We start from the raw sequence: 20,830 nt of genomic DNA, 5'->3' as shown, positions 1-20,830 counted from the left end.
GTAAGTTTGCGGCATTAAATCTAATTCGATGCCCTTAAAAATTTATCAACTAATCATTTTACTAATGAGTGCAGCAGCATCTGCCGCCGCACAAAATAACCAACTCAAAGGCCATGTTTTAACCTCAGACGGTGCTTCAGCCGAAGGCGTCACCATTGTGCTGGGTAAACACAATACCACTACCGATAACAAAGGAAATTTTACTCTCCGGAATATTAAAGCAGGTACTTATCAACTGGTAGCCAGCTTTGTTCATCATCAACCAATTGAACAAACCATTCGTATTGCTGAAGGAGAAACCACAATGGTTGAATTACGCCTAGAGTGGAATAAAGAAGAACTGGAAGCAGTTCTGGTGAGTGCAAAAAAATCAAACTACAATGTGGTAAGTCTCGATCCTACTTTACGCATCCAGGGCAAACCGCTTGAAATTGCACAGAATATACAAATCGTTTCTAACAGAACACTTCAGTCGCAACAAATCATCAGTATGAGCGACGGCGTGTTAAAAAACATCAGTGGAGCCATGCGTCAGGAACACTGGGGCGACCTCTATACGAATGTAAAAATGCGCGGCGGACAGTTACACGCTTTTGCCAACGGTTTTAATATGGTGACTTCTCCCTGGGGGCCTTTAACCGAAGACATGAGTATTGTTGATCATATTGAATTTGTAAAAGGGCCGGCAGGTTTTATGCTGAGCTATGGTGATCCGGCCGGTTTCTATAATGTTGTTACAAAAAAACCTACCGGAGCAGAAAGAGGTGCAATCGATTTTACTGCAGGGTCGTTTAATCTGATGCGGATAGCAGCAGACTACGACGGAGTATTGGGTAAAAACGGAAAAATTTTATACCGCATGAATGCTGCCGCTCAAAAAAAAGGAAGCCATCGCCCGAATGAATTCAACGACAGGTATACCATTGCTCCTGTAATGAAATTTAAACTGAACGACCGCACCCAATTAACAGCTGAATATAACCTTCAACTCGCTAACATGAGTGATGTTGGCAGTTATTATATATTCTCTCCCACCGGTTACAAAACATTACCGGTAGAAACCACTCAGTTACCCGCAGGTTTGCCCGCTACAAAAATCGCTGATCAGCGTGTATATCTTCAATTTGAACACCAGTTATCAGAAAACTATAAACTAACGGCCCAAACCATGTACAATAGTTACAATAGTAAAGGAAGTTCTTTATGGCCGGAAGCTATTAACAGCGACGGTACTTATATCCGCTCAGCAGGCATCTGGGACACCAAAAGTACCCTGACAATGATGCAGGCATTTATTAATGGTGAATCATATACCGGAAACGTTCGCCACCGGATACTGGCCGGCATAGATGCAGGTGAGAAAAAATATTATGCCGACTGGACAAAAACCCACCGCCTCGATACCAGCACCTGGAATCCACTCACCCAATCAGGTAGTTTACCAACAGCAGGTTATCCTGACTGGGACAGGTCTGAACCGTTAGAACAAAGAGCAACGCTCGGCGGTGGTACCAACTTCGTTAATTATTCAGGTATCTATATACAGGATGAGCTCGGTTTCCTGAACAACAATTTACGTATAACTATTGCAGGTAGATACACCTCCTTTTCACAGGCAATGTATGGCGGCGCTGCCTTAAAAGTAGATAAAATTACTCCCCGCTTCGGCATCAGTTATTCCATCACGCCTTCTACCAGCGTTTATGGTGTATTGGATCAATCCGTGATTCCTCAAACCGGATTAATGGCTGACAACAGTAAAGTAAAACCCATCACCGGTACCAATACCGAACTCGGTTTTAAAAGAGACTGGGCCGGAGGCAGCTGGAGCAGCACACTCGCAGTATATCGAATTGTACGGAGAAATGAACTCACGGCAGATCCGAATAGTCCGCCTAACTCAGGCAGAAGCGTCTCTCTCGGTGAAAAAACCGCCCTTGGAGTTGAGTTGGATATCAGAGGTACCCTTGCTACCGGTTTACACCTGATTGCCAACTATGCTTATACCGAAAACTATGTATCGAAAGTAACGCCGGGTGTAACAGCTTTTGCAAAAGGGCAACAAATTCCGGGATTTGCAAAAAATACCTATAATGCCACTGTACGTTATCAGTTACCGGTACCGGCACTGAAAGGAATAGGCGCACAGGCCAGCTTTAGTTACCTCGAAGGCAGGTCTACCTACAGCCTCACCAACGACCCTTCCAGAAATATGGAAGATTATCACCGTATGGATGCCGCTATTTTCTGGGAGAACCATCAGTTCGGTGTTCAACTGCAATGCTATAATCTATTCAATCAATACCTCTATACCGGGGGATATTATGATTTCCTGAACTCGTATTACTGGCAAACCGAACCCCGCAGAAACTTCAGGCTGTCGGTTCATTATAACTTTTAGCCAACCACCGGATAAATACCCGATTTTGATAAATCAACTTTTTTTCGTATCTTAATAGTATAAACAGGTGTGAACACACCTGTTTTTTTTATATAGATTCAACTAATTGCTTACTTTCTGCATGGTTCATTTATCATCAGGAAAATAAGAATACAGCATACCTATGCAGGCAAATCTAATTACTATTCTTTCTATCATTTACGGATTGGCGGTATTCGCCACCTGTCTCAAAATTATTTGGGATACCCAAAGTAATACCAAAGCATTAGCCTATTTGTTATTTACCGTTTTTGTTCCCTTTGCCGGTATGATTTTCTATTTCTTTTTCGGCAATAATATCCGCCGGAACAAAATGTATTCTAAAAAACTCATTAAAGACAATAATACTTATTCCCAATTACAAAGAACAATGATTTCCGAAGCCAATAAAATATATGCTTCGGGACATCCGATCATCAAAAAAAATAAAGAGCTGGCGCGGTTACTGTTGTACGATAAGAGTCCTTTAGCTACCGGCAACAAAGTAAACCTGCTGCGAAATGGTGAAGAAAAATTTAAATATCTTTTTCACGACCTCGAAAATGCAAAGGAAACCATCCATATCGAGTACTATATCTGGGAAGATGACCCTATTACCGTTGCACTAAAAGAGTTATTGATCCGCAAAGCAGGTGAAGGCGTCAAAATCCGTATAGTATACGATGACTGGGGCAGTAAAGCCATCCGGAAAAGATATGTACGGGAATTAAGAAGTGCCGGTATCGAAGCATTTCCTTTTAATGAAGTGCGGTTTATCGCCCTTGCCAACCGGGTGAATTACCGCAATCACCGGAAGATCGTGATCATTGACGGCTATATTGCTTACGTTGGTGGTATTAACCTGAGCGACCGGTATATCAATCACCCCGGTACTAAAAAACTGTATTGGAGGGATACACATATTCGTATTGAAGGCACAGGTGTTAACTATCTGCAGTATTTGTTTTTGTGTGATTTTAATTTCTGTGCAAAACAAAATGTAGAATTGAAGCGCTCGTATTTCTGTTTGCCTGATACCAACGATCGGGAAGGCGCAATTGTTCAGATTGCCGCCAGTGGCCCCGACTCAGATGTACCCACTATTATGTTTTCCATTTTACAAATGGTGAACCTGGCCACCAAAGAAATTCTGATCACCACTCCTTATATGATTCCGAATGAAGGAACACTGGATGCCTTACGCGTACAATCATTAAGCGGTGTGGATGTGAAGTTGTTACTGCCGATGGACAGTGATTCAAAACTGGTGAATTACTGCTCCCGTTCTTATTACACCGAGCTGATGAAAGCAGGCATAAAAATCTATCTCTATAAAAAAGGGTTCATTCATGCTAAAACAATGGTGGTAGACGGTATCGTTGCCAATGTAGGAACAGCAAATCTTGACATGCGCAGTTTTGATATGAACTTTGAAGTCAATGCGATTATCTACGACCAGAAAATAGCCGGTGAACTGAAACTTCATTTTCAGGTAGACCTGCTGGATGCAGAACCACTCAACCTGAAAACATGGCGTAAACGGCCGCGGTGGCAAAAATTTGTAGAACGGGTAGCACGATTATTCTCACCACTGCTTTAAAAAATTAAGAATGATGAATTAATAATAGAGCGTGAATTCACAGCTATTTATGTTCTTTTCTTATTTTTGAAGATGCATTATTTAGACCATCTGCTGAATTTAACGCGTGCCGAGGAACAGGCGCACCGTGCCCAATACATCACACAATATGAAAACCTCTCTTTAAATGATAAGAGAGCAGAAGGGTTAGTATGGTATCCCTTATTGATCAAGGGAACAGAGCTCAACCGGTTAGACTATCTCACCGTACATTTTGAAAGAACACAATCACAAAACGAACCGCATACCTTAAAGCCTGGTTTGCCGGCTAAATTATATTCGCGTAGTAATCCGGAAGAATATCTCGAAGGGCAGATTTCGTGGATGGCACAAAACGAGCTCAAATGGCAATGTAAAGAAGATGAATTGCCGGAATGGACACGTTTAGGTAAGCTGGTACTCGAACCATTGTTCGATTCGCAATCCTATATCCAGCAATACGATGCGATCAGAGAAGCCAAAGCTCTTTGGGAAAAACATCCCGTATTGAAAGTAATATCCGGTAAAACGGCACCTGCCTTTGACGAAACAGCACAGGCAAAAACATTCTCCCACCTCAACTCTTACCAGCAATCTGCTGTTGACCGCATGGTACAGGCTGAATCAGTAACAATCGTTCACGGCCCTCCGGGAACCGGTAAAACCACTACCCTTGTTGCCGGTATACAGGCTTTATTAGAATACCATCCTGCAGAAAAAATACTGGCAGTGGCACCGAGTAATGCAGCGGTAGACTGGCTTACACAACAGCTGGTGGCAGCCGGCGTAAAAGTGGTAAGAGTCGGTAATACCATTAAAGTAAACGAATCAACCTTAGCATACACAGTAGAAGAAATGATACAGGCTGATCCGCAGTTTAAGCAGATTAAACAATACCGTAAACAGGCAGCTCAATTGCGCGACATGGCCCATCAATATAAAAGAAATTTCGGTGCGGCAGAACGTGCACAACGGCAGGCTTTATTCAAAGAATCAAAGCAGGTGATGCAACTGGCACAACAAACAGAACAATACCTCACTGATAAAGTGATTCAACAGGCACAGGTCATCACCGGTACCTTAGCCGGCATTGACCAGTACTATCTCAAAAAACAAACATACGGTACCGTTATTATCGACGAAGCAGCGCAAGCCCTTACGGCGATGGCGTTGATTCCGGTATTGAAAGGTAATAAACTGGTATTAGCCGGCGACCACTGCCAGTTACCTCCAACGATATTCTCCAATGAAAAAGAATTGTCTGTGAGTTTAATGGAACGGTTGACGGAACAATATCCATCTCTTTCCGTACTACTGCAGGAACAATACCGGATGCAGGAACAAATTATGCAATTTTCGAGTAATGAGTTTTACGAAGGCCGTCTCGTGAATGGTACCTCCTACCCTGTTGAATTACCCGCGAGTGTACAATGGATAGACACTGCCGGAGCGGGTTATGAAGAAGACAAATCAGGCAGCTCCACCTACAACCCCGAAGAAGCCCGTTTTATTATAAAACACCTGCAATGGTTACAACACGAAAAAGGTTACCACGATGAACAGATCACTATTATCGCTCCGTATCGTGCCCAGGTAAAAATATTACAGGAACTGGTTACCGAAGCCGGTAAAGCCGTAAAAGTAAGTACGGTAGATGCCATACAAGGACAGGAATCAGACATCGTATATATCAGTTTAACCCGTAGCAACATTGATCAGCAGATCGGTTTCTTACAAGAGCTGAGAAGGATGAACGTGGCCATGACCCGTGCGAAACATTTGTTGATAATGGTGGGCGACAGCAGCACCTTAACAGGGATCAGTTTTTATCAACGCTTGCTGGATTACACTCAATCAATGAACGGTTATGCCAGTGCGTGGAACTGGATGTTGGAATAAATGGAGAAGGAAGAATGGAGCTGCGAAATCTGGCAGGGAATTATCCTTGAATCATGCCGAATAAAATAAATAACGCTTTTGGTTGATTTTTTATTGAAACATGAAGAAAAGTTAAAGGGGATGAAGTGAATGAAGCAGCGAAGCTGTTCTTATTTTCTTCCATCCGTTCATTTTCTTCCTGTTTAAATAATAATCTGCGAAAATCTGCGGGGAATAGCACTTTTTTTGGAAAGGATTTTATCCGCGTTATCTGCGGGAAAATAGTCCTTGAATCATGCCAAATAAAATAAAGAATGCTTTTGTTTGATTTTCATTGAAACATGAAGAAAAGTAAAGACGATGAAGTGAATGAAGAAGCGAAGCTATTCTTATTTTCTTCCATCCCTTCATTGTCTTCCTGTTTAAATAATAATCTGCGAAAATCTGCGGGGAATAGCACTTTTTTTGGAAAGGATTTTATCCGCGTTATCTGCGGGAAAATAGTCCTTGAATCATGCCAAATAAAATAAAGAATGCTTTTGTTTGATTTTCATTGAAACATGAAGAAAAGTAAAGGCGATGAAGTGAATGAAGAAGCGAAGCTATTCTTATTTTCTTCCATCCCTTCATTGTCTTCATGTTTTCATCGATCAACAATCAGGTATAAATTATCTGAAGTGGAAAATAATGCTTGAATCGCGACGAATAAAGTAAATAACGCTTTTGGTCGATTTTTTATTGAAACATGAAGAAAAGTAGAGGCGATGAAGTGAATGAAGAAGCGAAGCTATTCTTATTTTCTTCCATCCCTTCATTGTCTTCATGTTTTCATCGATCAACAATCAGGTATAAATTATCTGAAGTGGAAAATAATGCTTGAATCGCGACGAATAAAGTAAATAACGCGTTTGGTTGATTTTTTATTGAAATATGAAGAAAAGTAAAGGCGATGAAGGGAATGAAGAAGCGAAGCTATTCATATTTTCTTCCATCCCTTCATTGTCTTCATGTTTTCATCGATCAACAATCAGGTATAAATTATCTGAAGTGGAAAATAATGCTTGAATCGCGACGAATAAAGTAAATAACGCTTTTGGTTGATTTTTTATTGAAACATGAAGAAAAGTAAAGATGATGAAGTGAATGAAGCAGCGAAGCTGTCTCTTATTTTTCTGCTATCCCTTCATTTTCTTCCTGTTTACATCGATCAAAAACCTGATAGAATTTATCTGATGTCAATAAACAATGCTTTTGGTTGATTTTTTATTGAAACATGAAGAAAAGTAAAGCTGATGAAGTGAATGACGCAGCGAAGCTGTCTCTTATTTTTCTGCTATCCCTTCATTTTCTTCCTGTTTACATCGATCAAAAACCTGATAGAATTTATCTGATGTAAATGAACCATGTTTCTGACTTTTTTCATTCTCAAATGATTAAAGCTAAAAATCCCCCTTCAATAGATGAAGAGGGAGATGCTATTAGTAATGGGAAAAAATTATCTAATGCAATGAGCAGCTGCTCTTTATATAAAAAATAAGCACTTTAATTAAAAATGGTGAAGCTAGTAGTATACCCTTTAATCCGAGAAGACGAGGGTATACTACTCTGCATCACCGGCTGTTTGACCCTTTTACGGGCACGTCGCATTCATAGGTATTGGAAGCTAAAAGCGTTGGTTTTCATGGCTAAAACAGAATACCGAATTTAGCTTCTGTCTTTCATAGGAATAATCAATTTAAAGAACTTACAACGGTAAAGGGAAAATAATAAGGGGAGTGAGTCGATAAGAATCTAGGAGTCAACTGGGTTATGCAAATATAATAACATCTTATTAAAAATTCCAAATATATATTAATAATATTTTGCATTTAAGGTGGTATATATAGTAGTACTTATATGCATATTGATCAGGGTCAATGTTATGCTTAAAAACCTGATCGTATCAGTAACATCCGCTCAATTATTACCACTTTTTCTGCTCAAAAGATTGTAAAATACAAACTAAAGTAATAATTTTAGTTCACCTCTCAACACATACATCCTTCTCTTAAAGGTTAGTTAGCAAATATCTCATTCAATCAGTTAGCAAATCTCTCATTCAAAAAGAGTTAACCTTATTTAAATGAGTTTGTATGAAAATCATCTCGAAAAATGCATTAGATTTCACCTTAACGGCTGAAATGATCGCTCCGAAAGAAGGAATTAAAAAATTTAACGCCAACTGGGAATTCGGTAAAGTGGATTTGCTCGCCAAACGCTTAGAGCACCTTCGTTATTACCATTGTCAGATTCAAGGGCGTGGTGACGACGAATTAGTCGTTATCATTAAAGAACCCGCCATTTTACTGGTATGTTCTTTACACGGAAAAATTGACGCGCGTGTGAAAGGTTTGGGCGACCTCACCTTTCATGAAAGAGGGTTCAATGTGTTGTACTCTCCTATCTGGAGCGCTGAAGTAGTGATCCGTAACGCTACGCAGGATGTTTTCTTAATTGAAATTCCGCTGAGTATGTTACAGGAAAAACAACACAATTTTCCTTTGTTAGAAGCTTTTACCGCTATGATTGAGCTCGATCGTTCGTGCAAGCTGATGCGCCTGAACCAGGTAGCCGATCGCGCAATGTTACACAAAATCGAAATGGTGATTAACACGCAGCAGGATGAAGAAAAACTCATCTGGCTGAACAGCGTCATCAGTTACGCACTGGAACTTTCCATGCGCCACCCTGTGAAACGAATCCCCCGCTTAACCGAAGAAGAGATTCACAAGATGTATCGCGTAAAGGACATGATCTTAAATCAATTGCATAAGACTTATACCTTAAAGGAACTTTCAGAAAGAGTCAATATTAACATTCTGAGACTGAAAAAAGATTTCAGAAAAATCTTCGGCTTAACGCCTGCTGCTTTGCAAACAGAACAACGCATGAAAAAAGCGGCAGAACTATTATCTACCAGCAGAACATATACGATCTTGCAGGTGGCAGAAACGGTAGGTTATAAATATCATACGGATTTTACAAGGGCGTTTAAACACTTCTATGGGTTTTCGCCTAAAGTACTCAGCAAAAAAGCGCCCAGATATTAATAAAAACTACCAACATGAAAAAAGTAATAGAAGCTATTTTGATTCTATGGATTAGTTTGCCGTTACTGTTCGAAGCGATGAATGTTTTTACCAACCTGGAGAATTATAAGTTTTATATCGGCTGGTTTACCAATCGCCTCTACAGAAGCAATACTTATTATTATACCGCTGCCATTATAGAAATCGTACTGGTATTCCTGATCTTTATCGACGTTAAAAGAAAGATCATGCTTTATCTCGGTTTCCTGATCATCATCACCTGGCAGGTACTCAAGTTTGTACTGATGGAGTCTGACAGATTCTTAGGATATCTTCACCTCCGGTTCACCTTCAGCAAACCTGAGTACTTTACCATTCTCGGAGTATATGTGGCAATAGGGATGGTGTTGTTTTATTTAACTTATTACAGAAATAATAAAAAGGGAATTGTTTAATTCCCTTTTTTGTTTTCAATGGAAACATGAAGAGAATGAAGAGAAAAAGAAAAATATTATAAATTTAATAAAATTAGATCTTACGCATACTTTTTTTCGTATGAGTTCTAAAGAACTATATGACTAAAAAGCAGATAACTCAACTCTCCTACGACATTACCGGTATTGCCATCAGTGTGCACAAAGAATTAGGTGCCGGATTATTAGAAAGTGTATATGAAAAATGTATGATTTATGAACTCACCAGCAAAGGCTATGAAGTTTCTCAACAACTATCTACACCAGTAATCTATAAAGGCATTATTATTAATACCCGCTTGAAGTTAGACCTTCTTGTTAATGATTGCATTATCATTGAATTGAAAACGGTAGAAGTTATTCTTCCCATTCATGTGGCTCAGCTTTATACTTACATGAGAATACTTAAAAAACCTCATGGGTTATTGATTAACTTTTTAACCAAAAATATAAGAAGTTCGATGAAATCATTAGTAAACGATCATTTTTCGAATCTACCTGATTAAATGAATTGAAAAGTTTGCAAATTTAAGGTATTGCGCAGCAACCTTCATTCCCTTCAAGCACTAATTTATCTTCATGTTTCTTATTGATAACTTTAACTAAGCTAAATATTTCATTTATAAAATCAATTATTCTAATCAGCTAAAACACTCATTAGCAATTGAAAAAAAGGATCTTAGATTAGTATTATTCTAAATACAGCCACCATGCATAAAAATATCTTCACTGCAGCCCTCGCCTTTTTTCTGATTGCCACCGCCTGTAACGACCAGGCAACAATCGAACAACTACCCACCTACGTGGATGTTATCGATGTAAAAGACAGTACCCTGCCCACAAAAAACCTGACGGAACTGACAAAAGACCAGAACAGTCTGATCTTCTTTTACAGAGCAGATTGCCCGTTCTGTAAAGAACAGCTCACTTACTATATCGGTAAATACAACCATATCAATAACTTTCAGATTATTCTGGCGAGCACAGGCAGTACAGCCGAAGCCATCAACTTTCAGCAGGAACTCGGTATTGATACCTTATCAAAATTCAAACATGTGATTGATAAAAACCAGGACTTATGGAAATACGCCGGCGCTACCGGTGTGCCTTATAATATCATTGTAAACAAACAACAGGAAATTGCCTTACGGCAAGGAGGTATTTTAACCATCGGAACAGTGGAAAATGTTTTACATTAAAAGAGCCTGTCAGAAACATGAAGCCAAAAAACGCGATGAGATAAAATATATCCACCATTTTTTTGTTCTCTTCATGTTTCTTATACAGCACTCCAGGCTATCAATTGGGGGAAGCCTGTATTTTGCATCAACTGAATTCTTGCATTCCTGAATATTTGCCAGCTGCATCCTCAAAAAATATCTTCTCCCAGCATCAACCGGCGAAGTTTATCCAAATGGGGAAATACACAATTAACCTCTTCGGTTAAATCAGCGATTAACATACTTTCATAATGAATCTGTGCTTCCTCTCCTTTAGGGGAAATTTCTCTGACCTCATCAAATTCAGCTAACAAGTCTTCAATTTTCCGCATCGCAGCAGTAACTGCCGTCAGCTGTTTTGAATAGATTGAAATTGACGATACGGGCAAGGTATTCAAATATTCATCATACTTTTCTTTAGCAATTTCAAACATTTCATTATGATCATAGATCGCACCCAAAAAAGAGTACAATCCACTGAACTTAATATTAAATAAGGCTTCACCTAATTCACTCAGTTTTACAAAACGGTTTTGAAACTCTTCGATCTGGTCCTCCATTTAAAAAAAATTAAGTTTAGATTTAGTTATTATATACACTTTCTACCAAAAAGATGGTAAACATCCATCAATCGGCATGGCTACTTTTGTTACTGGTAGCAATGATTTAGTAATGCGCAAAAAGCTATGCATGTAATAGAATAGCATTGCACAATACTAGCAGAAGAATCCTTACGAGGAAATGCTCCACAGCAGAAATAGTTAAAATAAAAAAGCGTGCTGGCAATTATTCTTTTAACTAACTGCTCAATTCATGAAGAGGTGTGTTTAAATCGATATATATACTGTATGCGAAGTCTGAGAGCAAATATAACACGAAGATTAACAATTCCGAAAAAATATTGATACTGTTTATCTCTATTTTGCTTTTTTGAAGCAAATATTGACAAGGATCAACAGAAATGAGGCTTTTTCGAGTTACTCTTCATCCTCTATATAACTATCTAAAACAAAAAAAGTAACCTGTTTTTCAAATATTTATTTTTTAAACATCCCTGCCAAACCGATCGTAGCTCTTTTAGCTATTATAAATTCAGGAATTTCAATCTCTTCTATCTTTTAAGGTTCAAATACACAGTAAAACGAATAAACTGCTTTTAGGGTTAAATGCTCTTTCGTCTATTGCTCATCGTGTTTTATATTATTTACCACTCACCCCTAACCTTCTATTATGAAACTCTTTTTTTCATTTTTAGTACTACTCATCGCACAAACATTACCCGCTCAACTGAGCAGGCAGTATATTGATTCTGTTAGCAGTAACTACAGCTCCAACCTGATAGAAAATTTCAAAATCAGCCCCGATGGCAAAACCTATGTTTATAAATACAATCAACAGCTGATCAAGTTACATACTCCTGACCAAATTATTGATATTACGGCAAGATTTATATTCTATATGGATAATAAAATGCTGTTGTATTCCAATAACAATAAATTGTTCAAAAAAAATCTATTAAAACCACTTGAATCCGACCAGGAACTAGGTGATTTTATAGGTATTAACCTGATTTTTTCAAAAAAAATACTGCATCTGAAAAATAAAAACCTGTTACTTTTTACTGATAATTATTACGAGGAATATCAAAACATAGAAAACTTTCGCACCAAAGGTGATCTGGAGCAGTATGTGGTGCTTACCAATACCAAAGGTGAAAACATTTACCTGTTTCAACAACAGCAACATGTTTTTTCTGACAGTATACTGACCGTGATTGAAGGAAAAACAGAAAACCTGATCGTTACCGCCACACAGATTCATAAAATCAACAATACCACCGGAAAAGTAACGACCCTTCACCATCGTTTCAATAACACTGATCAGCAAATGTTCTCCCAACCGGGTATTCAGTATACTCATTCTAATAATAAAATCTATTCCAAAGAAGTTAAAGACACGGGTACCGTTCAGGATTTCTATTTATCTGCACCACAGCTTGACCTGAACTATTTTCACGAAATCAGCTCAAACCTCAAAGCCAGCCATATCACCACCATTCGATTTACAGATATTCTAAGCGGAGATACCGGTACTGTGTTTTCTTTTTTGAGCAGGAGGGCCAAAAATGAGTTTAACCTGTACAGAGACCTGTTCATTTATGATGCTAATATTGAGGTAAACAACGAACTAATGACGGTGGATAACCTGCCGGTTATCAGAAGTACTGTTTACAATATCCCGTATGAGCAATCTATTCAGATTGATTCTCTGGTACCCTCCTGTAATACCTTTGTGATTACGCCAGACGCCAGGTTCTTATACATAGCCGACCGGCAGCAGTCTTTGTACCGCTACGACTTTCAGCAACGGTCATTGATGCTGTTAATGCAATCATTTCCTTTTAAACCATACAATATCCAGGTAAACGACAGCAGAGATTACCTGCAATTAGCACACTATGATGAGCAAGAACAAAAGGCTTATTTTAATACCAACGGAGATCCTTTAATGATAGATGCGGCAGGTAAGATAGAATTTATCACCACCCGGCTCGCCAAAGGCAGCTTTCAAAATACGGTGCTGTATAAAGTAGTTGACAAAAATCAATACCTGGTTTACTCACTGAATGAAGAAACGGGCATTTCATCGCTGAACTATATCCATGGCAACAAAAATAGAGTGCTGACGGCCAATGACAGTTATAAAATTCCGCAGGCGGCTTTGTACCTGCCGAATAAAGATTATGAAAAAGGCTATTTTTTTATAAAAGGCAGGTTCATCGTATGGTCTGAAAGTAACCTGGCCACCGGTACCCGGATATACACTTACGATCTTACCACCGAATCGGTAAAGCACCTGCCGGTGGTATTTGAAAAACAATATGATTCGTTGAAATACGAATACTTTTCTTACCACACCGGCAAAGAACTGATCAGGGGCGGGTTAAAATACCCGAAAAACTTTGACATGGCAAAAAAATACCCGGTGATTATTTCTTTGTACCTGAACAAATTGCATCACTTACATTTTCCGTCGATGGGTAACTATGCGGGTGAATTGCAAAACATTGCCCGGAGTGCCTTATTGAATGAACTGAACCTGCTGCACCAGGGGTATATCATTGCTTATATAGACATCCCTTTTGAGAACGGTATTTATTCGAGCCACTCGTATTATGCCAATGAAATTATCCGGAAGGTATTCTCAAAAAATCAACACATCGACCTGGCCAGTATCGGGCTGTTGGGGCATAGCCGAACAGCCGGACAGGCATTGGGGGTATTAACCACCGATACGCTCGTAAAGACGGCAGTAATTTCGAATGGGGTACTGTCTGAACTGCTCGATGCCAGCCAGTTTTCAGATTACAGTTTTACTAACAGCCCTTACTCTCCTGAGCGGAGCAGCCGATTTTTCAGAAAACTAGGTTATTCGATGAACAGCTCCTACAACCAATTAGAAGACCTGAAAAACGATTATTCGTATATACAGACCAAAGATCCGTTTTTACAATTGAACCGCTTAAATAGTACCGTACTATTCCTATTAAACGATGCCGACGGCAGTATCAGCAGCAATAACGGGTATTTTACCTATATCAAAACAAAGCTGCTGAACAAAAATACCTATCTGTTGAACTTTCACAAAGAGGGGCATAATCTGTTAAAGCCCGAAAATGCGGCCCAGGCTTACCGGATACTGATGAGTTACTTAAACTTTTACTTAAAAGAGAAAAACGATAAAAATAAGCCCTGGGCATTCAGGCAACCGTAAAACTATCCTTTAAAGTATGGGTACTCCTGCTATTGAGCCGGAGGTATCATTTCATTGAAATAAACGGCTAAACCGGTTATAAAAGAAGGTGTCATGAAAAGTTAAAGAAGTAATTTAGTATAACAGGTTAACCTTTATTACTCCCTATAAAAATAACCTTTCTTTATTTCTCTTCTACTCACTCCCTTTTAAACGCACTGATTCTATCCTTAACAAATGAAACCGATGGTATTCACCCGGGTGTACGTGCTATTGCTACAATATTAATTCATTTAAAACTACTTACAATGAAAAAGACAGTACAGCTACTGGCGTTTCTGGTAACAGCCGGTATAGTGTTTAGCTCAGCCAGTTACAAAGGATTTGATTCCTATTTTGTTTATTGGATACCAAACTACCCTATTGAACCACTTTTTGTAGAAGAATGTGCTGAACAAGAAATACATTTTCGTATTGAAAGTACTTTTGGAACATCCTATTGGGCAGTATACGATTTAAGATGGGCACGATTTGTAAAGGGATCAGATTTATGGCCCGGTCAAACAATTATGAGCTATATCTACAGTGAAGGCTATTATAGTTTTACTTGTCGGCAAATATTTCTTATCCACGAATAATAACCATTAAATAATATTACATAGATACAACATTCTAATTAATCAAAACATTTTTAGAGAATTTATCATTTAATATAATTACTGATAATTATTTAAACATAACATATCTTTTTAATCTAAATACAGTTATAATAAAAAAAAAATATCAAATCTTAGCATTTTCTATAGTGCTATTTACGACATTAGTATCTAGTTCCATTTTACGTGGGGATGTTTATTACATTAAACCTGGTATAATCGACCCAAGTATTAGGCCTCCTGTATCTGAATGTACAGCGCCGATACCAAACAGATTTGAATTTCCTTTTGGACAAGGATACTGGGCTCTTTTTCAACACACCCCTCCTCCAGGACGTTTTGTTAGACAATCAGACTTAAATCCAGGAGAGACATTGGCACAATATAGGGCCAGAATGGGTGGCGATTCTAACTTCTCTTGTGAACTAATCATTCTTGCAGTAGAGTAATACAGGGTACAACTCAGTACCCTATACTTTTTTAAATATCTAGTCTCTTTTAAATTAATTATGAGCTAATCTAAACAATTTACAATTTCATTAACTACTTCTGACAATTTCAAAACAGATCTATCACTGTTGGTGGAAATACCAGAATCTTCAGCATTAATAAACATCCAATCCGTTAATATTTCATTGTAAATCATTTAATAAAACTCAATCTTCAATACATATTTATGGTATATATTATTCTCGTCTACCAGTAATGATTCAACAAAATTTTCATGCAATTTCATTATTTCATCACAATTCTCATCAAAATTATTAATACTGCCAATATAATGTAATAGAAAAGTCAAGTTAAGTTCAAATAGAGATCTTCTTAGTTTGCAAATATTAAAAATTTGATTATTAATTCTGTTATTTAATGAATGTATGATAAAATATATTTTAGTTACTTCTTTAATATATTTTATACGAAGAGTAGATTCATGTGGATTAAAATAAATATAAAGACTCTTTACTTTTACAATTAATCATCATTTAACACCATCTCTGTCAGTTTGTTTAAACAAAAGAACACATGGTTAATACGCTCCATGATATCAACGATCAGCAGGTCGTAAGTAACAAAAGCTTCACTTTCGATATCTGAAAAATCAATCACCGTCTTTTCCGTTTTAGCGAACAAGTCCTGCAAATCTTCTAACAAGAAATTGATCACTGCCAGCACGCGTGTATAAGCATCTTCATTATCTATTCTGATAACCTCTGCCAGGCTAGTACATTTTTGTTTCACCAATTGATAATCGTGGCGATAATGGTCGGCTGAAACCAGTGCACCGGCCAGTAAACTCATTTTCAGTTCTTTCAGCGAAACTTCACAATCGGCGATCATGATCATCTTTTCTTCTAACGATATTTTTCTAAAACTCACGTAAGCACATTTAAAATGAATGAATTAATATTCTCTTGTTTTAACAGGGCAATACTTAAAATTGACTGAAAATAACCCGGTAAGTACAGTTACTGTTATAAATAAGGAACAATACTTTTTGAATAGGCGAAGCTAATTTTTCAGATTAAAACAAAAGTTCATAGGTAGTTTTTCGAGCGTAACTTAGTATTAACAAAAGCGTGAAAGCAATGAACCAGTGCAGCAGCAAACCGATAAATCACTATCCTTCTCATTCAAGGCATTTTATTAACCGTGGATATAGAAAGCGGGAATTCGAAGACCATTCAACAACAAACTAAAACAAACTACCACAAAGATAATCAGTGGTACAATAAAAGAAAAAAGTGTAACAGTTTTTTCACCAAAACAACATTTTTTCAGCAAATTATTGACCAGAATCAACAAAACAGATCTATTGAAAATAAATCTACCACTTCGTTTGTTATCTAACGAACCAAGCAAAAATCTTACAATAAAATGACCGGTTACTAACCGTTCAACAATAGATAAATCATTGAATCAAATTGGTTTGTATAACACAAATCAAACAAAAAAACTTTGCCGGCCAGCAAGTATTGATCACTATTAATTAACCATTTTAATCAGAAAAATCATGAAAAAGTTCTTTCAAATTGCAGCTTTTGCAGTAGTTGGGTTTATTGCGTTTACTTCTGCTAAAGCGATTGGACCAGATAATTTCTATGCGATTCCTCAAACAACACATCCTGTTAAACCTACAGATCCAAATACATGCGCAATTTTACGCAATGGTACTGTAGAAGGCGGAGTTATAGCTTATTGGGCTTTGCGCAGTAGTAGTTTGAATAGATTTGTAAAAGCACAAGATCTAGCTACTAATCAAACAATTGAAGAGTACATCAGTACAAACTTAAGTTTTTTAAGTTGTGAGCAAATATTCTTAATTCAAGAATAATATTTAAAAAAGTACTAACATTGATACTTCATATGTTAGTACTTTTTATTTAAAAGCTAGTTATATATTAAAAACATGCGATATCTAATATTTTCTATTATTCTTATCCTTATAAACTCACAAATACTTAACGGACAATTATCAAACGATTATATACAAAAATATAAAGAAGAATATGATTCTAACATTCCTATGGATTTAAAATTAAGTTCAACTGGTAAATCATATATCTATAAATACAATAACGACACTCTAATTGTACATGTAAACAACAAAAAAATAAAAATACATGGTAATACTATATTCTCCATAATAAAAAATACAATATACATTGACCGAAACAAAGAATTACTAAAGATTACTTTCTCATCTGGGATGGATTACAATGTAGAAAAACTAGGAGATATCAAAAAATACCAAAAAGAAGAAGATGAATTCATAGTAGAGTTAACAGACAATACTATATATGTATTAAATATGGATACAGAAAAAAAAATTCATAACATACAAAAAGTAGAAAGGTACAATATAGATAAAGAATATATGTATATTTTCAAAAAAAAATCATTCAATATCATTTTAAAAGGTAAAAAATTCTTAACCATAAATGAAAATATAAATCAAGTAATAACTGGACCTGAAGAAACACTAATAGTATCAAAAAGTCACCTCTACATAATTAGTAATAACTTAGAAAAATTATTAAAAGAAAAAAATAACATTTCACATATATTAGAAGACTTGAATAAAAGAATCATAACCGAAAAAATATATTTTGACAACAACATAATTATAAAGAAAGAAAAAGACACAACAACTATAAAAGAATATTTCATTTCTTCATCAATACTCGACATCAACTACTTCTTAGAATTAACTTCAAACCAAACACTCCAAAAAATAAAAACAATTGAATCAATAAATATAAAAACAGGGGAGACAAAGCAGCAATACAAATATTTAAATAGACTATTAACACCTTTCAGTAATGAAAGTAAACTCATTAGCAAAAACTCTTTCCTTGAATTAAATAATATTTTTCATATATACAAAGAAGAATTAATACAAGAGACACATATACACAATAAAATATTTAATAAAACCATTAGAATAGATTCATTAGTTAATGATGTCGAATCTTACGAACCTACTACAGACGGAAGATATATATATATATGCAACAAAAAAAGAAATATAATTCGATATGATTTCAAAAAAGATACATCAATTAATATATTTGAAAAATTTGAATTCAAAAAAAACAATATAGATCTGCAAGAAAACAGAAAATATATTGAAATAAATGCATACAATCCAATTCAGAAGAAAACTTATATCAGTTCCGAAAAAAAAATATTCATTGTAGATTCTAATGGAAAAGTTAATGTCTTAAAAAATACACTAAAAAAAAACGATTACAAAAATAGTATATTGGTAAATATGCCAAATGACACATCATACATAATTTATTCTTTAAATGAAAGAAATGGAAATTCTGAAATTGAAATTTTGACGAGTAATAGTACAAAAGTAATTTCTAGCAATGACAGTTACAAGTTTCCATACAACCGACTATACTATCCAAACATTGATTCATCTAGAGGATTTTTTCGTGTAGTTCAAGATAAAATCGTTTGGTCAGAGACAAATCTACTTAAAGGAACATCTGTCTTCATATATGACTTGAATAGTAAAACAAAAAAAAAATTAGATATTTTATATGAAAAAAAATATGACTCTTTAGAGTACAATATTTTTTCTTATGAAAATGAAGATAGAATAGTTATGGGGGGGATAAAATATCCAAAAAAATTTGATCGCTCAATAAAGTACCCTTTAATAATATCTATTTATTTGAACAAGATGCATGGTTTCCATTTCATAAGTAATATTTCTAATTCCAATTATGAAATACAAAACATATCTTCAAATGGTTTAATGAATGAATTAAATTTACTTCATCAGGGATACGCAATCTGCTACATAGACTTACCTTTCCAAGATGGAATTTATTCGAGCAATTCTAATTTAGTAAACGAAATAATAAAAAAAATAATATCAACCATACCCAATATTGATAAAGATAATATTGGAATATTAGGACACAGTAGATCTGCTGGTCAGGTACTTGGTGTATTAACAAATGATACCATAGTAAAATGTTCTATAATATCGAATGGAATATTATCCGAATTATTAGACATAAGTCAATTTACCGATTATGAAATAGTTTCAAAAAATGAAACTGAAAGACACAGCAGATTCACAAGAAAAACAATGTATACATTCAATAGCAAGTACAACATGTATAGAGATATTCACAATAATTATGAAGAAATACTAAAAAGAGATCCATTTTTCAAATTGCAACAAATAAAATCCTCTATTCTGTTTCTATTAAATGATAATGACGCAACAATAAGTAGCAATAATGGATACTTAACTTATATAAAAACAAAACTATTAGAAAAAAATACTTATTTACTAAACTTCCATAAAGAAGGACATAGTATATATAAAAGAGAAATACAAGAATCACTATATTTAATATTAATAGACTACTTAAATTATTTCTTAAAAGATAAAAACAGTAAAGAATCATTTTGGATTCCAAATTTCAACAAAAAAAATTAATAATTCAAATCAATTTGTTTAATCAAATAATCATTTAACAAAAAAATTATTACACAAACTGAATCTTTTTAAAATATGAAGCATAATTTAGATTTGATGAATATGAAAAACCAACAGATCCAATACTTATGAAGTGCCTCCGAGATTTCATCACAGATTAACGAATAGTTTTTAAATTCGGTATTCTGTGAAAAACGTCTGCGCGATGTAAATTGCTCAAAGTAAAAAGCGAGAAAATTTACAAAAAGAAAGCTGTTATGTGATACGTAAGAACATAACACGGTTGAATTACTTACAGTGCAGATCGTGGTTAACAGCGATGTTAACCGGCTTGAAAAAGTGGGGGATAGTATATTATGTACTTAACTTCCGGTGGGCACTGTAATAATTCAATGAACCTGGCAGACTGTACGACATTCGTACCCGTTCTCCGGTTATATTTCAAAACTCATGCGTTAATCTGTTAGCTTGCCAATCGATTTACTTGGTTCTGTGAACCTGAAAATAATAGACACACCTTCTTAGCATTCGGCTGAGCCGATAGTAGTTTTTTCCCATTTTTAGTATTTGTTGGTATGTGCTTAAAGAAATTTAAGTACATACTTTTTCTATGGATGGGGTAGGTAACCGTACTTGTACTGTACCATATTCTTCTGATGTTTTTATTTTGTTTTACTCACTGAATGAACTTTTGTATTATTTCGAATTCCCAATTCTGATTTCCTCTTATTTTATGCTGCGCAGCATTACGATACCTGTTGCGGATACTCCGGGTATTG

At 35.9% G+C, this 20,830-nt stretch carries 13 protein-coding genes; 11 read left to right on the top strand and 2 right to left on the bottom strand.

Annotation, left to right across the window (positions count from 1 at the left end):
* Nucleotides 1-28: 28 nt before the first annotated feature.
* The 7 genes from D9O48_RS12840 (at nt 29) to D9O48_RS12810 (ending at nt 10,655) form a co-directional block, all read left to right on the top strand.
* Nucleotides 29-2,401 (top strand): TonB-dependent receptor, encoded by a 2,373-nt coding sequence (locus D9O48_RS12840; protein ID WP_126973381.1) that lies wholly within the window; start codon nt 29-31, stop codon nt 2,399-2,401.
* 163 nt (nt 2,402-2,564) lie between these two features.
* Nucleotides 2,565-4,019, top strand: a complete 1,455-nt coding sequence (cls, locus tag D9O48_RS12835) for a cardiolipin synthase (RefSeq protein ID WP_126973380.1) — start codon at nt 2,565-2,567, stop codon at nt 4,017-4,019.
* A 72-nt stretch (nt 4,020-4,091) separates the two neighbouring features.
* Nucleotides 4,092-5,936: an AAA domain-containing protein gene (locus D9O48_RS12830; protein ID WP_126973379.1), complete on the top strand. Its 1,845-nt coding sequence runs from the start codon at nt 4,092-4,094 to the stop codon at nt 5,934-5,936.
* Nucleotides 5,937-8,047: 2,111 nt separating this feature from the next.
* Nucleotides 8,048-9,004: a helix-turn-helix domain-containing protein gene (locus D9O48_RS12825; protein ID WP_126973378.1), complete on the top strand. Its 957-nt coding sequence runs from the start codon at nt 8,048-8,050 to the stop codon at nt 9,002-9,004.
* A gap of 14 nt (nt 9,005-9,018) precedes the next feature.
* Nucleotides 9,019-9,438, top strand: a complete 420-nt coding sequence (locus tag D9O48_RS12820) for a hypothetical protein (protein ID WP_126973377.1) — start codon at nt 9,019-9,021, stop codon at nt 9,436-9,438.
* 119 nt (nt 9,439-9,557) lie between these two features.
* Nucleotides 9,558-9,962: a GxxExxY protein gene (locus D9O48_RS12815; protein WP_126973376.1), complete on the top strand. Its 405-nt coding sequence runs from the start codon at nt 9,558-9,560 to the stop codon at nt 9,960-9,962.
* A 204-nt stretch (nt 9,963-10,166) separates the two neighbouring features.
* Complete coding sequence (locus tag D9O48_RS12810; RefSeq protein WP_126973375.1) at nt 10,167-10,655, top strand: peroxiredoxin family protein; 489 nt, start codon at nt 10,167-10,169, stop codon at nt 10,653-10,655.
* A gap of 170 nt (nt 10,656-10,825) precedes the next feature.
* Here D9O48_RS12810 and D9O48_RS12805 read toward each other — a convergent pair whose 3' ends face one another.
* Nucleotides 10,826-11,236 (bottom strand): hypothetical protein, encoded by a 411-nt coding sequence (locus D9O48_RS12805; protein WP_126973374.1) that lies wholly within the window; start codon nt 11,234-11,236, stop codon nt 10,826-10,828.
* Between the two features lie 670 nt (nt 11,237-11,906).
* On the opposite strand from D9O48_RS12805, the gene D9O48_RS12800 reads away from it, so the two are divergent.
* Nucleotides 11,907-14,450, top strand: a complete 2,544-nt coding sequence (locus D9O48_RS12800; RefSeq protein WP_126973373.1) for an alpha/beta hydrolase family protein — start codon at nt 11,907-11,909, stop codon at nt 14,448-14,450.
* A 287-nt stretch (nt 14,451-14,737) separates the two neighbouring features.
* Entirely contained in the window at nt 14,738-15,067 is a 330-nt protein-coding gene (locus D9O48_RS12795) for a hypothetical protein (protein ID WP_126973372.1), read from the top strand.
* 990 nt (nt 15,068-16,057) lie between these two features.
* Here D9O48_RS12795 and D9O48_RS12790 read toward each other — a convergent pair.
* Nucleotides 16,058-16,462 carry a hypothetical protein gene (locus tag D9O48_RS12790; protein WP_126973371.1) on the bottom strand — a complete coding sequence of 135 codons (405 nt, stop codon included), beginning with the start codon at nt 16,460-16,462 and terminating at the stop codon, nt 16,058-16,060.
* A 634-nt stretch (nt 16,463-17,096) separates the two neighbouring features.
* Between D9O48_RS12790 and D9O48_RS12785 the strand changes: the two genes are divergently transcribed.
* Nucleotides 17,097-17,417, top strand: a complete 321-nt coding sequence (locus D9O48_RS12785; RefSeq protein ID WP_126973370.1) for a hypothetical protein — start codon at nt 17,097-17,099, stop codon at nt 17,415-17,417.
* A gap of 75 nt (nt 17,418-17,492) precedes the next feature.
* A complete protein-coding gene (locus tag D9O48_RS12780; protein ID WP_126973369.1) occupies nt 17,493-20,051 on the top strand; it encodes an alpha/beta hydrolase family protein in 2,559 nt (852 codons plus the stop codon).
* Nucleotides 20,052-20,830 lie beyond the last annotated feature (779 nt).

The organism is Gynurincola endophyticus, from assembly GCF_003991195.1.
Lineage (GTDB): Bacteria > Bacteroidota > Bacteroidia > Chitinophagales > Chitinophagaceae > Gynurincola > Gynurincola endophyticus.
This window is presented reverse-complemented; position numbering and strand designations above follow the sequence as displayed.

Excerpts from the sequence above, each read along its gene's own strand:
- D9O48_RS12840 (WP_126973381.1), top strand. The coding sequence starts at position 29 with ATGCCCTTAAAAATTTATCAACTAATCATTTTACTAATGAGTGCAGCA.
- D9O48_RS12800 (WP_126973373.1), top strand. The coding sequence starts at position 11,907 with ATGAAACTCTTTTTTTCATTTTTAGTACTACTCATCGCACAAACATTA.
- D9O48_RS12830 (WP_126973379.1), top strand. The coding sequence starts at position 4,092 with ATGCATTATTTAGACCATCTGCTGAATTTAACGCGTGCCGAGGAACAG.
- D9O48_RS12785 (WP_126973370.1), top strand. The coding sequence starts at position 17,097 with ATGAAAAAGTTCTTTCAAATTGCAGCTTTTGCAGTAGTTGGGTTTATT.
- D9O48_RS12820 (WP_126973377.1), top strand. The coding sequence starts at position 9,019 with ATGAAAAAAGTAATAGAAGCTATTTTGATTCTATGGATTAGTTTGCCG.
- D9O48_RS12795 (WP_126973372.1), top strand. The coding sequence starts at position 14,738 with ATGAAAAAGACAGTACAGCTACTGGCGTTTCTGGTAACAGCCGGTATA.
- D9O48_RS12825 (WP_126973378.1), top strand. The coding sequence starts at position 8,048 with ATGAAAATCATCTCGAAAAATGCATTAGATTTCACCTTAACGGCTGAA.
- cls (WP_126973380.1), top strand. The coding sequence starts at position 2,565 with ATGCAGGCAAATCTAATTACTATTCTTTCTATCATTTACGGATTGGCG.
- D9O48_RS12805 (WP_126973374.1), bottom strand. The coding sequence starts at position 11,236 with ATGGAGGACCAGATCGAAGAGTTTCAAAACCGTTTTGTAAAACTGAGT.
- D9O48_RS12780 (WP_126973369.1), top strand. The coding sequence starts at position 17,493 with ATGCGATATCTAATATTTTCTATTATTCTTATCCTTATAAACTCACAA.
- D9O48_RS12810 (WP_126973375.1), top strand. The coding sequence starts at position 10,167 with ATGCATAAAAATATCTTCACTGCAGCCCTCGCCTTTTTTCTGATTGCC.
- D9O48_RS12815 (WP_126973376.1), top strand. The coding sequence starts at position 9,558 with ATGACTAAAAAGCAGATAACTCAACTCTCCTACGACATTACCGGTATT.